Annotated in this window: 14 protein-coding genes and 1 riboswitch; of the genes, 7 read left to right on the top strand and 7 right to left on the bottom strand. The window is 73.5% G+C overall.

Going from position 1 to position 14,642, the window contains the following annotated elements; genetic code table 11:
- Positions 1-145 precede the first annotated feature (145 nt).
- Positions 146-1,066 carry a methylenetetrahydrofolate reductase [NAD(P)H] gene (gene metF, locus ACFV6I_RS17710; protein WP_063347252.1) on the bottom strand — a complete coding sequence of 307 codons (921 nt, stop codon included), beginning with the start codon at positions 1,064-1,066 and terminating at the stop codon, positions 146-148.
- Positions 1,067-1,272: 206 nt separating this feature from the next.
- On the opposite strand from metF, the gene ACFV6I_RS17705 reads away from it, so the two are divergent.
- Positions 1,273-2,379 carry a polyprenyl synthetase family protein gene (locus ACFV6I_RS17705; RefSeq protein ID WP_380426192.1) on the top strand — a complete coding sequence of 369 codons (1,107 nt, stop codon included), beginning with the start codon at positions 1,273-1,275 and terminating at the stop codon, positions 2,377-2,379.
- Between the two features lie 56 nt (positions 2,380-2,435).
- On the opposite strand, the gene thiE is transcribed toward ACFV6I_RS17705, so the two are convergent.
- From thiE to ACFV6I_RS17690, 3 genes are read right to left on the bottom strand one after another with little or no spacing between them, the layout of a single operon-like run.
- Complete coding sequence (thiE, locus tag ACFV6I_RS17700; RefSeq protein ID WP_063347254.1) at positions 2,436-3,086, bottom strand: thiamine phosphate synthase; 651 nt, start codon at positions 3,084-3,086, stop codon at positions 2,436-2,438.
- Positions 3,086-3,451, bottom strand: a complete 366-nt coding sequence (locus tag ACFV6I_RS17695; RefSeq protein WP_063347255.1) for an Rv2175c family DNA-binding protein — start codon at positions 3,449-3,451, stop codon at positions 3,086-3,088. The genes thiE and ACFV6I_RS17695 overlap by 1 nt, the downstream gene beginning before the upstream one ends.
- Positions 3,452-3,493: 42 nt before the next feature.
- Positions 3,494-4,702 carry an NAD(P)/FAD-dependent oxidoreductase gene (locus ACFV6I_RS17690; protein WP_380426190.1) on the bottom strand — a complete coding sequence of 403 codons (1,209 nt, stop codon included), beginning with the start codon at positions 4,700-4,702 and terminating at the stop codon, positions 3,494-3,496.
- A gap of 84 nt (positions 4,703-4,786) precedes the next feature.
- A riboswitch (TPP riboswitch) is annotated at positions 4,787-4,899 on the top strand.
- 3 nt (positions 4,900-4,902) lie between these two features.
- Here ACFV6I_RS17690 and thiO point away from each other — a divergent pair.
- The 4 genes from thiO (at position 4,903) to pknB (ending at position 9,056) form a co-directional block, all read left to right on the top strand.
- Positions 4,903-6,078, top strand: coding sequence for a glycine oxidase ThiO (gene thiO / locus ACFV6I_RS17685; protein ID WP_063347256.1), 1,176 nt, complete (start codon positions 4,903-4,905; stop codon positions 6,076-6,078).
- Entirely contained in the window at positions 6,075-6,359 is a 285-nt protein-coding gene (thiS, locus tag ACFV6I_RS17680) for a sulfur carrier protein ThiS (protein ID WP_380426188.1), read from the top strand. The genes thiO and thiS overlap by 4 nt, the downstream gene beginning before the upstream one ends.
- A 1-nt stretch (position 6,360) precedes the next feature.
- Positions 6,361-7,158 (top strand): thiazole synthase, encoded by a 798-nt coding sequence (locus ACFV6I_RS17675; RefSeq protein WP_063347257.1) that lies wholly within the window; start codon positions 6,361-6,363, stop codon positions 7,156-7,158.
- A gap of 119 nt (positions 7,159-7,277) precedes the next feature.
- The gene (pknB, locus tag ACFV6I_RS17670; protein ID WP_380426202.1) at positions 7,278-9,056 is read left to right on the top strand and encodes a Stk1 family PASTA domain-containing Ser/Thr kinase; all 1,779 of its coding nucleotides are present in this window, start codon (positions 7,278-7,280) and stop codon (positions 9,054-9,056) included.
- A gap of 47 nt (positions 9,057-9,103) precedes the next feature.
- Here the strand turns inward: pknB and ACFV6I_RS17665 are convergent, their stop codons facing one another.
- Positions 9,104-9,733 carry a molybdopterin-dependent oxidoreductase gene (locus ACFV6I_RS17665; RefSeq protein ID WP_380426186.1) on the bottom strand — a complete coding sequence of 210 codons (630 nt, stop codon included), beginning with the start codon at positions 9,731-9,733 and terminating at the stop codon, positions 9,104-9,106.
- 221 nt (positions 9,734-9,954) lie between these two features.
- On the opposite strand from ACFV6I_RS17665, the gene bfr reads away from it, so the two are divergent.
- Positions 9,955-10,434, top strand: coding sequence for a bacterioferritin (gene bfr, locus ACFV6I_RS17660; protein ID WP_063347260.1), 480 nt, complete (start codon positions 9,955-9,957; stop codon positions 10,432-10,434).
- 31 nt (positions 10,435-10,465) lie between these two features.
- Here the strand turns inward: bfr and ACFV6I_RS17655 are convergent, their stop codons facing one another.
- Positions 10,466-10,759 (bottom strand): bacterioferritin-associated ferredoxin, encoded by a 294-nt coding sequence (locus ACFV6I_RS17655; RefSeq protein WP_063347261.1) that lies wholly within the window; start codon positions 10,757-10,759, stop codon positions 10,466-10,468.
- A gap of 197 nt (positions 10,760-10,956) precedes the next feature.
- Positions 10,957-12,366, bottom strand: coding sequence for a class II 3-deoxy-7-phosphoheptulonate synthase (locus ACFV6I_RS17650; protein ID WP_380336515.1), 1,410 nt, complete (start codon positions 12,364-12,366; stop codon positions 10,957-10,959).
- A gap of 241 nt (positions 12,367-12,607) precedes the next feature.
- Between ACFV6I_RS17650 and ACFV6I_RS17645 the strand changes: the two genes are divergently transcribed.
- Positions 12,608-14,566 (top strand): anthranilate synthase family protein, encoded by a 1,959-nt coding sequence (locus ACFV6I_RS17645; RefSeq protein ID WP_380426184.1) that lies wholly within the window; start codon positions 12,608-12,610, stop codon positions 14,564-14,566.
- Positions 14,567-14,642: the final 76 nt, after the last annotated feature.

Here is a 14,642-nt window from a genome sequence, read left to right as displayed (position 1 = left end):
GTTCCGCCAGGGGGTCCCGGGGGGCGGCGGCGGGGGGCCACCGGACCCCGCCGTCCTGCTTGGGGGGGGGGGGGGCGCGGTGCACGTCCGGGCTCGCCGGCCCCGGTCTGCCCGGAGCAGGGCCCCCGACGGCGCCGGACGGGGCCTACGCGTGGCGCTGGTGCAGGCCGAGGTTCTGGTAGATCTCCAGCGTCGCCGTGGAGTGGTTGAGCGTGATGAAGTGCAGGCCCGGCGCGCCCTCGGCGAGGAGGCGTTCGGCCATCGCGGTGGCGTGTTCCATGCCGATCGCGCGCAGCGCCGCCGGGTCGTCGACGGCGGCCCGCAGCCGGGCCTCCAGGTCGGCGGGGAAGGCGGAGCCGCTCAGCTGGGGGAAGCGTTCCAGCTGCTTGGCGTTGGTGACCGGCATGATCTCCGGGATGATCGGCGTCTCGCAGCCGGCGGCGGTGACCCGGTCGCGCAGCCGCAGGTAGTCGTCGACCTCGAAGAACATCTGGGTGATCGCGTAGTCGGCGCCCGCCCGGACCTTGCCGACGAAGTGCCGGATGTCCTCGTCCCAGTCGGTGGAGCGCGGGTGCATGTTCGGCGAGGCGGCGACGCCGACGCAGAAGTCGCCGATGCCCTTGATCAGCTCGACCAGCTCGTACGCGTACGTGACGCCGTCGGGGTGCTTGACCCATTCGCCCATCGGGTCGCCGGGCGGGTCCCCGCGGACCGCGAGGACGTTGCGCACGCCCTGGTCGGCGTACTGGCCGATGATGTTGCGCAGCTCGGCGATCGAGTGGTCGACGGCGGTCAGGTGGGCGACCGGGGTCAGCGTGGTCTCGGTGGCGATCCGGCCGACGATGTTGACGGTGCGCTCGCGCGAGGAGCCGCCCGCGCCGTACGTCATGCAGACGAAGTTGGGGTCCAGCGGTTCGAGCCGGCGGATGGCGTCCCAGAGTCTCTGCTCGCCGACCTCGGTGCGCGGGGGCATGAACTCGAAGGAGAAGGACCGCTTTCCGGCTGCCAGGAGTTCGCGGACCGTCAGTGCGCGGTCCGGTCTGGTGGAAGCGATGCCGAGTGCCATGCTGGCAGGTTATCGGGCGTTCGAAGGGGCCGGACAACTCGGTACCACGGATTGAGACAAGCGGTGGACGATACTCCGTCCGTGGTCCGACGAATTCCGACCGGCGCTCGAAGCCCGCGCCCGCCGGCCCGCACGCCGGCTCGCACATCCGTTCCCAGCTACCCCGCTACGCTTGCTGCACCCCAGCGAACCAGCGGAGCCTCATCGTGACCTCGTCCAGCAACCGGCCGGCCAACCCCATAGACGTGGAGGACGTCCGCGCGCGCGTCAACGCCGCCCTCGCCGCGTTCATGGACGGCCAGTCCGCCCTGTTGGACAAGATCTCCCCGCAGCTCGTGCCCGCCGCCGACGCCCTGCGCGACTTCCTGCTGGACGGCGGCAAGCGGCTGCGCCCGGCCTTCTGCTACTGGGGCTGGCGCGCCGCCGGCGGCCCGGCCGGCGGCGAGGGTATCGCGAACGCGGCGGCCGCGCTGGAACTGCTCCAGGCGAGCGCCCTGGTGCACGACGACCTGATGGACCGCAGCGACACCCGCCGCGGCCTGCCCTCGATCCACCGCCGCTTCGAGGCGCTGCACCGGGCGAACGGCTGGCGCGGCGACCGCGAGCAGTACGGCGCCTCGGCGGCGGTGTTGCTCGGCGACCTGCTGCTGATCTGGTGCGACGAGCTGTTCCTGCGCTCGGGCCTGGAGCCGGCCGCCGTGCTGGCCGCCAAGCCGGTGTTCGACCTGATGCGCACCGAGGTCATGGTCGGCCAGTACCTGGACGTCCTGGAGCCGGTGGCCGGCGACTCCGCCGACGAGGGCGCGCTCGACCGGGCGCAGACGGTGCTGCACTACAAGTCGGCGAAGTACACGATCGAGCGCCCCCTCCAGGTCGGCGCGCTGCTGGCCGGGGCCGGCCCGGAGCTGGTGGCGGCGCTGGGGGCGTTCGGGCTGCCGCTGGGCGAGGCCTTCCAGCTGCGGGACGACCTGCTCGGCGTCTTCGGCGATCCGGCGGTCACCGGCAAGCCGGCCGGGGACGACCTGCGCGAGGGCAAGCGCACCCTGCTGGTGGCGCACGCGATGCGGGGCCTGCCGGCCGCCGACGCCCGGCACCTGGACGAGCGGCTCGGCGCGCCGGACCTGGTGCCCGAGGAGGTCGCCGGGCTGCGCGACCTGGTGGCCCGCAGCGGCGCGCCCGAGCGGGTGGAGCGCCGGATCGACGAGCTGATGCGGCAGTCCCTGGCCGCGCTGGAGGCGGCGCCGCTGGCCGACGAGCAGGCCCGCACGGTGCTGCTGGCCCTGGCCGAGGCCGCCACCGTCCGCAAGTACTGAGATCCGCACGCAAGAGGATCCGCAGGGACGGAGAACGGTGACGGCCCCCGGGGCCGTCAGGCCGAGCGCACCCGCCGGGCGAGCTCGGCGGCGGCGGCCTGCGGGTCGTCGGCGGCCGTGATGGCGCGGACCACGACGATCCGGCGGGCGCCGGCGGCCAGCACCTCGTCGAGGTTGCCGAGGTCGATGCCGCCGATGGCGAACCACGGCCGGTCGGTGCTCTGCTTCGCCGCGTACGAGACCAGGCCGAGGCCCGGCGCCGGGCGGCCCGGCTTGGTCGGGGTCGGCCAGACCGGGCCGGTGCAGAAGTAGTCCACGCCGGGCTCGGCGACCGCCGCGTCCACCTCGGACTCGGCGTGGCAGGACCGGCCGATCAGCACCTCGTCGCCGAGGATCGCCCGGGCGGCCGGCACCGGCAGGTCGTCCTGCCCGAGGTGCAGCACGTCCGGCCGGGCCGCGTGCGCGACGTCGGCGCGGTCGTTGACGGCCAGCAGCTTGCCGTGGCGGCGGCAGGCGTCCGCGAAGACCTCCAGGGCCTCCAGTTCCTGCTTGGCCTCCAGGCCCTTGTCCCGGAGCTGGACGATGTCCACCCCGCCCGCCAGCGCCGCGTCCAGGAACTGGGCGAGGTCGCCCTGCTCCCGGCGGGCGTCGGTGCACAGGTACAGCCGGGCGTCGGCCAGCCGCCGGCGCGGCGTGTCCGCCGCCATCAGATCAGCATCGCCTGGGCGCGCCGCTTGACCTCGGTGCCGCGGTTCTCCTGCAGCGCCTGGATCGGGCTGCCGGGCAGCGACGGGTCCTCGGTGAAGAGCCACTCCAGGATCTCCACGTCGTTGTAACCGCAGTCGCGCAGCACGGTCAGGGTGCCGGACAGGTGCTTGACCAGCCCCTGGCCGTCGATGAACGCCGCAGGGACCTGCAGCGACTTGTTGGGGCCCCGCCGGACGGCGATCAGCCCGCCGGTGCGGACCAGGTCGCGCACCTCGGTGACGCGCACCCCCCACTGCTCCGAGATGTCGGGCAGGTACATCCACTCGGAAACCAGGGCTTCAATCTTGCTTTCAATCTCACTCACGCCACCAGACTGCCACCTCCACAGCCCCCCGCGCACCAGCCGCTACCCCGCGACCGCCGACTTCAGCGGCACCGAGGGGTCCGCCGCACGGGCCAGGTCCAGCGCGGTGCCGCGCTCGATCAGCCGGCGGCCCTGGGTCAGGTCGCGCGGCCGGTCGACGGCCAGCAGCGCGCTCGGCACCCCGTCGCGCAGCCAGAGCACCGTCCAGGAGGCGTCCTGCGGGCCGCCCCGCCACAACAGTTCGTCGCCCTCGGCGTGCCGCCCGGCGTACTGGACCATCCGGCCGAACTGCTCCGACCAGAAGTACGGCACCGGGTCGTACGGCGGCGCGTCCGCGCCGAGGACGGCGGCCGCCGCGGCCTCGCCGGACTGCAACGCGTGGTCCCAGTGCTGGACGGCCAGCCGGGCGCCGGCGCGGGCGGACGGGTAGCTGACGCAGTCCCCGGCCGCGAAGACGCCGGGCAGGCCGGTGCGCAGCCGCCCGTCCACCAGGACGGCGCCGGTGCCGTCCAGCTCGACACCGGAACCGGCCAGCCAGCCCGTCGCGGGCCGGGCGCCGACGCCGACCACGACCTCGTCGGCGGGCAGGTGCGAGCCGTCCGCGAGCAGCACCGCGCCCTCCTCGACGGCGGCCACGCCGACCCCGCAGCGCAGGTCGACACCGGCCTCGGCGTACCAGGCGGCCATCGCCGAACCGACCTCGGCCGGCAGCGCGCCGGGGACGGGCGCCGGGCCCGCCTCGACCACCGTCACCTCGCAGCCGGCCGCGCGGGCGGCAGTGGACACCTCGGCGCCGATCCAGCCCGCGCCGACCAGCACCAGCCGCAGGCCGGGCCGCAGCAGGGCGCGCAGCGCCAGCGCGTCGTCCAGGGTGTGCAGCAGGTGCGCGCGCTCGGCACCGGGCAGGGCGCGCGGGGTGGCGCCGGTGGCGATCACCAGGGCGTCGTACGGGAGGTCGCCGGCGTCGGTGTGCAGCACGCCGGGGGTGAGGCCGGTGGCGCGGCGGCCGGTGAGCAGCTCGATGCCCAGGTGCGGGTAGTCGATGTCCAGGGTGGTGGCGTCGGCCTTGCCGAGCAGCACGTCCTTGGAGAGCGGCGGCCGGTCGTACGGCGCGTGCGGCTCCTCCCCGACCAGCGTGATCCGCCCCCGCCAGCCGCCCTGCCGCAGCTTCAGGGCGCACTGCGCCCCGGCCAGCCCGGCCCCGACGACGACCACCTGATCCGTTGCGTTCAGCTCTGCCACGCCCGTCACTGTACTCAGCGCCCTGCCGGGGCCACCGGCCCGTCCACCCCGCATACGGGCCTTCGGCCGGGCCCGCCCCCGGCGTTATGGTGGGGGCACCATCACGGGAGCCCGGCGTACCGGGCTGAGAGGCGGGCTGGCACGGCCCGCGACCGTCCGAACCTGATCCGGGTCATTCCGGCGAAGGGAGAAGAGCAGCCTTGTCACGCTTGCCCGAGGAAACCCACGCCGATGTGCTGGTGATCGGCGGGGGCATCATCGGCCTCGCCGTCGCCTGGCGCGCCGCGCAGCGCGGGTTGCGGAACATCGTCGTGGTCGACCCCTCCCCCGGCGGCGGGGCGGCCGGGGTCGCGGCCGGGATGCTCGCCCCGGTCACCGAGCTGCAGTACGGGGAGGAGCCGCTGCTGCGCCTCGGCATGGCCTCCAACCAGCGGTACGGGGACTTCGCCGCCGAGCTCACCGAGGCGAGCGGCGGCCTGGACACCGGGTACCGCCGGTGCGGCACGATCGCCGTCGCGCTGGACTCCGACGACCGCGAGGAACTGCGCGAGCTGCACGCCTTCCACCAGCGGCTCGGCCTGGACTCGTCCTGGCTGACCGGCCGGGAGGCCCGCAGGCTGGAGCCGATGCTCGCCCCCGGCGTACGCGGAGGCCTGCACGTCGCGGACGACCACCAGGTGGATCCCCGCCGGCTGCTGACCGCCCTGGTGGCCGCCTGCGAGCTCGCCGGGGTCGTGGTCCACCGTGCCGAGGCCGTCGGGCTGCTGGTCGAGGGCGGCCGCGCGGTCGGCGCCCGGCTCGGCACCGGCGAGACCCCGAGGGCCGACCAGGTGGTGCTCGCGGCCGGCCCGCACAGCCACCGGCTGCCCGGACTGCCGGAGGGCGTGCTGCCGGCCGTCCGCCCGGTGAAGGGGCAGATCCTGCGGCTGCGGATCCCCGAGGCGTACCGGCCGTTCCTGTCCCGCAACGTCCGCGCGGTGGTGCGCGGGCAGCACCTGTACCTGGTGCCCCGGGAGAACGGCGAGCTGGTGATCGGCGCGACCACCGAGGAGCAGGGCTACGACACCACCGTCACCGCCGGCGGGGTGTACGAACTGCTGCGCGACGCCCACGAGTTGGTGCCGGGCATCACCGAACTCCCGCTGCTGGAGACCTCGGCCGGGCTGCGGCCCGGCTCGCCGGACAACGCCCCGCTGCTGGGCCCGACCGCGCTGCCCGGGCTGGTCGCCGCCACCGGCCACTACCGCAACGGCGTGCTGCTCACCCCGGTGACCGCCGACCTGCTCGCCGAGTACCTGGCGACCGGCGAACTCCCCGAGCTCGCACAGCCGTTCACACCCACCCGGTTCTCCCCCGACCGCTCCACCACGAAGGCCTCCGCATGACCGAGATCGCACCACCCGAGACCACGCCGGCCCAGACCACGCCGACCCAGACCACCCCGGCCCGGACCGCACCGGCCGAGATCGCGCTGACCGTCAACGGCGAGCCCCGCCGGGTGTCCACCACGACCACCCTCGCAGAGGTCGTGGCCACCCTCAGCGCCGCCCACAGCGGCGTCGCCGCCGCCCTCAACGAGGCCGTGGTGCCGCGCAGTTCGTGGCCGGCCACGGAACTGTCGGCGGGCGACCGGATCGAGATCCTCACCGCCGTCCAGGGAGGCTGACATGGCCGACGACCTGCTGACCATCGCCGGGGCGTCCTTCGGCTCCCGGCTGATCATGGGCACCGGCGGCGCACCCAGCCTGGAGATCCTCGAACGGGCACTGCTGGCCTCCGGCACCGAGCTGACCACCGTGGCGATGCGCCGGGTCGACGCCGGCACCCAGGGCTCCGTCCTGGACGTACTGACCCGCAACGGCATCCGGGTGCTGCCCAACACGGCGGGCTGCTTCACCGCCGGGGAGGCCGTGCTGACCGCCCGGCTGGCCCGCGAGGCGCTCGGCACCGACTGGGTGAAGCTGGAGGTGATCGCCGACGAGCGGACCCTCCTGCCGGACCCGATCGAGCTGCTGGACGCCGCCGAGACCCTGGTAGACGACGGCTTCACGGTGCTGCCGTACACCAACGACGACCCGGTGCTGGCGCGCAAGCTGGAGGACGTCGGCTGCGCGGCGATCATGCCGCTGGGCTCGCCGATCGGCTCCGGCCTGGGCATCCGCAACCCGCACAACTTCCAGCTGATCGTGGAGGGCGCGGGCGTCCCGGTGATCCTGGACGCGGGCGCCGGCACCGCCTCGGACGTCGCGCTGGCGATGGAGCTGGGCTGCGCGGCGGTGATGCTCGCCTCCGCGGTGACCAGGGCGCAGGACCCGGTACTGATGGCCGAGGCGATGCGGCACGCCGCCGAGGCGGGCCGGTTCGCCCACCGGGCCGGCCGCATCCCGCGCCGGTTCCACGCCGAGGCCTCCTCGGCGATGGCCGGCCGGGCGGAGCTGGACACCCGCGAGCACCCGGCGTTCTGACGCCGGGACGCCCGGCACCCACCCGCGTGTGCCGTGTCACAAACCGGGCACAGCCGGGCCCGGAGGCGATGTCCTCCGGGTCCGGCCGACAGCCGGAGCTCTAGACTCTCCGGGTGGACATGGCATTGCACGACCCCCTGATCGGTACCCTGCTCGACGGCCGGTACCGGGTCGAGCAGCGCATCGCGACCGGCGGGATGTCCACCGTCTACAGGGGCACCGACACCCGGCTGGACCGGGTCGTCGCCCTCAAGGTGATGCACCCCGCGCTGGCCGGGGACGACGGCTTCACCGCCCGGTTCATCCGCGAGGCCAAGGCCGTCGCCCGGCTCTCCCACCCGAACGTGGTGAACGTCTTCGACCAGGGCGCGGACGGCGCGAACGTCTTCCTCGCCATGGAGTACGTGCCCGGCCGCACCCTGCGGGACCTGCTGCGCGACCGCGGCGCGCTGTCCGTGCGGGCCGCGCTGGACGTGCTGGAGCCGGTGCTGGCCGCCCTCGGCGCCGCCCACCGGGCCGGGCTGGTGCACCGGGACGTCAAACCCGAGAACGTGCTGATCACCGAGGACGGACTGGTCAAGGTCGCCGACTTCGGCCTGGTCCGGGTCCTCGGCACCGCCGACGGCGCGCCCACCTCGACCAGCACCGCGACCGGCGGCACGGTCCTCGGCACCGTCTCCTACCTGGCCCCCGAGCAGATCCTCCCGGACGCCCCCACCGACCAGCGGGTCGACGTCTACGCGGCCGGCATCCTGCTCTACGAGATGCTCACCGGCCGCCGCCCGCACACCGGCGACAACCCCGTCCAGGTCATGTACAAGCACCTGCACGAGGACGTCCCCGCCCCCTCGCTGATCGCCCCGGCCGTCGGCCCCGGGCTGGACGCCATAGTGGCCGGTGCCTGCGCCCGGACGGCCGAGGCCCGCCCGTACGACGCGGTCGAACTGCTCGCCGCCCTCCAGCGGCTCCGCCGCACGCTCACCCCGGCCGAGCTGGACGCCGAGCCGCCGGCCTCCACCCGGCCCAGCCCGCGCTACCCGACCAGCGAGCCGACCTCGGTGATCCAGCCGCCGACGGGGCCCGTCGACGCCGCGGCGCCGGAGCCCACCAGCGTGCTGGACGTGCCGGCGGAGCTGCTGGACCAGCTGCTGGTCGAGCCGCGCCCGTACGACGAGCCGACCCCGGTGCGCGGGCGCCGGCCCGGCCTGCTGCGCCGCCTCCCCCGCAAGCCGCTGATCTGGGCGGCCGCGCTGACCGCCCTGGTGCTGGCGGTCGGCGGCGCGACGTACGGGCTGTCCGAGGGGCTGTACGGGCCGGTGCCCGGCGTGCTCGGCAAGGACCGGGCCGAGGCCCAGCGGATCCTGGACAAGGACGGCATGCACGGCCGCTTCGTCGAGGTGTTCAGCGAGAGCGTCCCGGCCGGGCAGGTGATCGCCACCGACCCCGGGGTGGGTGCGCGGACCCGCAAGAGCGACACCGTGACGGTGACCGTCTCCAGGGGCCCCAAGCGGATCGCGGTGCCGGACCTGACCGGGAAGACCGCCGACCAGGCCGCCGACGCGCTGACCTCGGCCCAGCTGACCAGGGGCGGCGTGACCGGGACGTACGACGACACCGTGCCGGAGGGCGTGGTGATCAGCAGTTCGCCCGCGGCCGGGCAGCTGCTCCAGGAGAACACCGCGGTCTCGCTGGTGGTCAGCAAGGGCATGGTGCCCGTCCCGGACGTCACCGGGATGAGCAAGGACGACGCGGCGAAGGCGCTCCAGGCGGCCGGCTTCACGATGCAGACCAGCGGGGTCAACCTGTTCGGCACCGGCAAGGTGTCCGGCCAGTCCCCGGCGGCCGGCGAGCGGCGCCCGCAGCACACCACGGTGACGGTCAACTTCCCCTTCTTCTAAGGGGATCCCTCGCTTCTGAGGGGATTCCTCCGAACGCCGGTCCGCCCTCAGCGCAGCGGGCCGTCGCCCGGCTCCTCCTGGTGGGAGTAGCGCTGCTCGCGCCACGGGTCGGCGAGGTTGTGGTAGCCGCGCTCCTCCCAGAAGCCCCGGCGGTCGGCCCGCATGTACTCCACCGCGCGGACCCACTTGGGGCCCTTCCAGGCGTACAGCCCGGGGACGATCAGCCGGACGGGGAAGCCGTGCTCGGCGGTCAGCGGCTCGCCGTTGCGGTGGGTGGCGAAGATCGTCCGCGGGTCGGCGAAGTCGGCCAGCCGCAGGTTGGCGCTGTAGCCGTACTCGGCCCAGACCATCACGTGGGTGACGCCGGGCGCGGGGGGCTCCAGGTCGAGGAGGGCGGCGGCCGGCACGCCCGACCACTCGTTGCCGAGCAGCGTGAACTTGGTGACGCAGTGCAGGTCGGCGACGACGGTGGTGCGCGGCAGGGCGTGGAAGGCCTCGAAGCCCCAGCTGTGCTTCTCCGCCGAGGCGGTCGCGCCGAACACCTGGAGGTCCCAGGTCAGCGGCTTGAAGCGGGGTACGGGCCCGTAGTGCAGGGCGGGCCAGCCGCGCTGCACGCGCTGCCCCGGGGGGAGCCTCGGGTCAGACGGCGGAAGCGGTTCTTGTTCGGACTGACCCATGACTCCATGGTGACAGACGGCGGTCGACGCGCCGTGCGCGCCCCTTGGCGCGGCCACGCGCCCCATCCCCAAGAACCGGTGGTCGAGCCCGTATCAGCTCAAATCGGATATTCCGAAACATGTCCTAGTGAGTGTGAACTTACTGGAATTTCCTCCCATTTCGATGCCAGGATGCGCAGCGCAGGAGTCACAACAGGCCGTAGCGCAGGGAGGCACCAGCCATGCAGGGCGACCCAGAGGTCATCGAGTTCCTCAACGAGCAGCTCACCGCGGAGCTCACCGCGATCAACCAGTACTTCCTGCACGCCAAGATGCAGGAGAACTTCGGCTGGACGAAGCTCGCCAAGTACACCCGGCACGAGTCCTTCGACGAGATGAAGCACGCCGAGACCCTCACCGACCGGATCCTCTTCCTGGACGGGCTGCCGAACTACCAGCGGCTGTTCCACGTCCGGATCGGCCAGACGGTCAAGGAGATGTTCGAGGCGGACCGCCAGATCGAGGTCGAGGCGATCGACCGGCTGAAGCGCGGGATCGTCGTGATGCGCGCCAAGAACGACGTCACCTCGGCGAACATCTTCGAGGACATCCTGGCCGACGAGGAGCACCACATCGACTACCTCGACACCCAGCTGGAGCTCCTGGAGAAGCTCGGCGAGGCGCTCTACCTCGCCCAGGTGATCGAGCAGCCGGAGTCCTGAGCCCTCAAGGCCGAGCCCTCAGGCCGAGTCCTCAGGCCGCGCGCAGCGGGGCGACCAGGGCCGGGGCGGCGGGAGCCGCGGCGGCCACCGGCGCGGGCGCGGCCTGGGCCTGCGGGTCGGCCAGGCCGAGCTTCGCGGCGAGGCGGGCGGTCGGGCAGGGCCGGGCGCCGTGCTCGCCGAGCAGGGCCTGGATCCGGCGGACGCAGGACCCGCAGTCGGTGCCGGCCTTGCAGCCCCGGGCGATCTGGCGCGGGGTCTCGGCACCGGCGTCGATCGCCTTCTTCACCTGATCCTCGGTGACCGCATGGCACATGCACACGTACATCGCGGACTCTCCAGGGTGGTGCGGCGCCGACTGGCGGAACGATCTTGACTAAGGCTTGCCTTACTTCACTAAGCCTCACCTTACCCGGCGATCCGGGTACGAAAAAGCCCCTCCGGGCTCGGGGAACCCGAATCCGGAGGGGCTTTCGTCACATTCGTTCACCGGTGACCCGCCGGCGGCGGCTCACCCGTGGCAGCTCACTGGCCGCGGTACATCTCCGCCACCAGGAACGCCAGGTCCAGCGACTGGCTGCGGTTGAGCCGCGGGTCGCAGGCCGTCTCGTAGCGCTGGTGCAGGTCGTCGACCAGCACCTCGTCGCCACCGCCGACGCACTCGGTCACGTCGTCGCCGGTCAGCTCCACGTGGATGCCGCCCGGGTGGGTGCCCAGCGCGCGGTGCACCTCGAAGAAGCCCTTGACCTCGTCGAGCACGTCGTCGAAGCTGCGGGTCTTGTGGCCGCTGGAGGCCTCGAAGGTGTTGCCGTGCATCGGGTCGCAGATCCACACCGGCTGGGCGCCGGACGCGGTGACCTTCTCCACCAGGGTGGGCAGGTGGTCGCGGACCTTGCCCGCGCCCATCCGGGTGATGAAGGTGAGGCGGCCCGGCTCGCGCTCCGGGTCCAGCTTCTCGATCAGGGTCAGTGCCTCGTCGACCGAGGTGGTCGGGCCGAGCTTGACGCCGATCGGGTTGCGGACCTTCGAGGCGAACTCGATGTGCGCGTGGTCCAGCTGGCGGGTGCGCTCACCGATCCACACCATGTGGCCGGAGACGTCGTACAGCTCGCCGGTGCGCGAGTCCACGCGGGTCAGCGCGGTCTCGTAGTCGAGGATCAGCGCCTCGTGCGAGGAGAAGAACTCGACGGTCTTGAACTCCTCCGGCGCCACACCGCAGGCGTTCATGAACGCCAGGGCGTTGTCGATCTCCCGGGCGAGCTGCTCGTAGCGCTGGCCGGCCGGCGAGTTGCGCACGAAGTCCTGGTTCCAGGCGTGCACCTGGCGCAGGTCCGCGTAACCACCGGTGGTGAACGCGCGCACCAGGTTCAGCGTCGCGGCGGACGCGTTGTACATCCGCTTGAGGCGCTCCGGGTCCGGGATGCGGGACTCGGGGGTGAAGTCGAAGCCGTTCACCGAGTCGCCGCGGTAGACCGGCAGCGTCACGCCGTCGCGGGTCTCGGTCGACTTGGAGCGCGGCTTGGAGTACTGGCCGGCGATCCGGCCCACCTTCACGACCGGCACCGAGGCCGCGTACGTCAGCACGGCGGCCATCTGCAGCAGGGTCTTCAGCTTGTTGCGGATGTGCTCCGCCGAGACGCCGTCGAAGGCCTCGGCACAGTCACCGCCCTGCAGCAGGAAGGCCTCCCCGCGCGCCACGGCTCCGAGCCGGGCGCGCAGCTGGTCGCACTCGCCGGCGAACACGAGCGGCGGATAGGAGGCGAGCTCGGCAAGGGTCTTGCGCAGAGCCTCTTGGTCCGGCCATTCAGGCTGCTGCGCCGCGGGCAGGGACTGCCAGGAGTGGCCAGTCCTCGATGTCTCAGTCGTCACGGTCACACCACCAAGGCTACGGGGTGACCCGAGCGATTCGTGACCATTGCCCGAGGGGTGAGACATAACTCGGACAAACACGTGACCGGGCTCACCCTCCCCGCACGATCCGCTACGCTCGAAACATGCACGCGCCCCACACCCACTCCTGGTGGTGGGCCTCCCCCAAGGGTGGCCCACCGATCGCGCGTTCCTAGACGAACACGACGGCCGCCCCTCGGGGCGGCCGTCGGCATATGCGCAGACGGCCCTCCGGGAGCGGATCCCAGCACCGCACCTCACCAGTCCCCCGGAAGGAAGCCGCTCCGTGACCGCCACCGCCGACCTGCTCGCCCGCCTCACCGCTCCCGACGCGCCCGCGTTCGCCCTGCTGCACCGCCGCACCCCCCGGCTCGCCCCGGACACCGTCGAGGTGCTGGTGGGCACCGTCGACAGCTACCGGAACCTCGCCGACCTGCCGGTCCGCACCGGCGTCCCGGCCGACGGCCCGGTGCACGACCTGCTCGCGCTCGTCCCGTACCGGCAGATCCGCGAGCGCGGCTTCGAGGCGCACGACGACGGGACCCCGCTGCAGGCCCTCTCGGTGACCGAACAGCACACCCTGCCGCTGGCCGAACTCACCGCCGCCCTGCCGCAGTCGCCGGTCTCGCTCACCGGCGGCTCGTTCGACATCGACGACGAGGCGTACGCCGCGATCGTCCGCCGGGTGATCGAGGAGGAGATCGGCAACGGCGAGGGCGCCAACTTCGTGATCCGGCGCGACTTCGGCGCCACCCTGGAGAACTTCTCGCCCGCACTCGCGCTCACCCTGTTCCGGCGGCTGCTGGAGCAGGAGCGCGGCGCCTACTGGACCTTCCTGGTGCACACCGGGGACCGTCTTGCCGGAGGCGAGCCAGGTCGCTGTCTGGTCGGCGCCTCCCCCGAGGTGCACGTCCGGCAGAGCGGCGGCACCGTCGTGATGAACCCGATCTCCGGCACCTACCGCTATCCGGCCGGCGGCTCGGACATCGACTCGCTGCTCCGGTTCCTCCACGACCCCAAGGAGCTGGAGGAACTGACGATGGTCGTCGACGAGGAGCTCAAGATGATGTGCACCGTCGGCGACCTCGGCGGCCAGGTGCTCGGGCCCCGGCTCAAGGAGATGTCCCACCTCGCCCACACCGAGTACGAGCTGCGCGGACGCACCTCGCTGGACGTCCGCGAGGTGCTCCGCGAGACGATGTTCGCCGCCACCGTCACCGGCAGCCCGGTACAGAACGCCACCCGGGTCATCAAGCGGTACGAGCCCGGCGGGCGCGGCTACTACTCCGGCGCGCTCGCCCTGATCGGCCGCTCCGCCAGCGGCGGGCAGCTGCTGGACTCGCCGATCTGCATCCGCACCGCCGACATCGACCCGGCCACCGGCCGCCTGGTCGTCCGGGTCGGCGCCACGCTCGTCCGCCACTCCGTCCCCGAGTCCGAGGTCGCCGAGACCCACGCCAAGGCCGCCGGGGTGCTCACCGCGATCGGCGCCCGGCCCGCGCCCGCCCGGCTGCCCGGCCCCACCGGCCCCCGGCTGGCCGACGACCACCGCGTCCAGGCCGCCCTGGACGCCCGGCGGGCCGACCTCGCCCCGTTCTGGCTGCGGATGCAGACGCCGACCGTGGTCACCGAGCCCGCGCCGACCCTGGTGGTCGACGGCGAGGACACCTTCACCTCGATGCTCGCCCACCTGCTCACCTCGATCGGCCACCAGGTCAGCGTCGTCCGCTACGACGCGCCCGGGCTGCCCGCCCTGCTGGCGGCGCACCGCGGGCCGCTGGTGCTGGGCCCCGGGCCCGGCGACCCGGCGCTCGCCGACGACCCCAAGATGGCCCTGCTGCGGCCGGTCGTCGCGGACGCCCTGGCCGCGGTCCGGTCCGGGGCCCGCACCGCGCCGCTGCTCGCGGTCTGCCTCAGCCACCAGCTGCTCTGCGGCGAGCTCGGGCTGGCGCTGGGCCGCAAGGACGTCCCGTACCAGGGGGCGCAGGAGAGCATCGACCTGTTCGGCACCAAGCACACCGTCGGCTTCTACAACACGTTCACCGCGCGCTGCGCGGACGCCGACGCGGCCCGGCTCGCCGCACAGGGCGTCGAGGTCGCCCGGGACGCCGCCACCGGGGACGTCCACGCGCTGCGCGGGCCCGGCTTCGCCGGCCTCCAGTTCCACCCCGAGTCGGTGCTGACCCGCGACGGCGTCGGCATCGTGGCGGGCCTGCTGCGCGAGGCGGCGGCCGTCCGCGGCTGAGCAGCCGGTGGGGGGGCCGGCGCCGGCGCGGCCCCCCCCCGCCCCGCGCGCCCCGACGCCCGGCCCCCCCCCCGGC

Source organism: Kitasatospora sp. NPDC059803 (assembly GCF_042732255.1).
GTDB lineage: Bacteria > Actinomycetota > Actinomycetes > Streptomycetales > Streptomycetaceae > Kitasatospora.
This window is presented reverse-complemented; position numbering and strand designations above follow the sequence as displayed.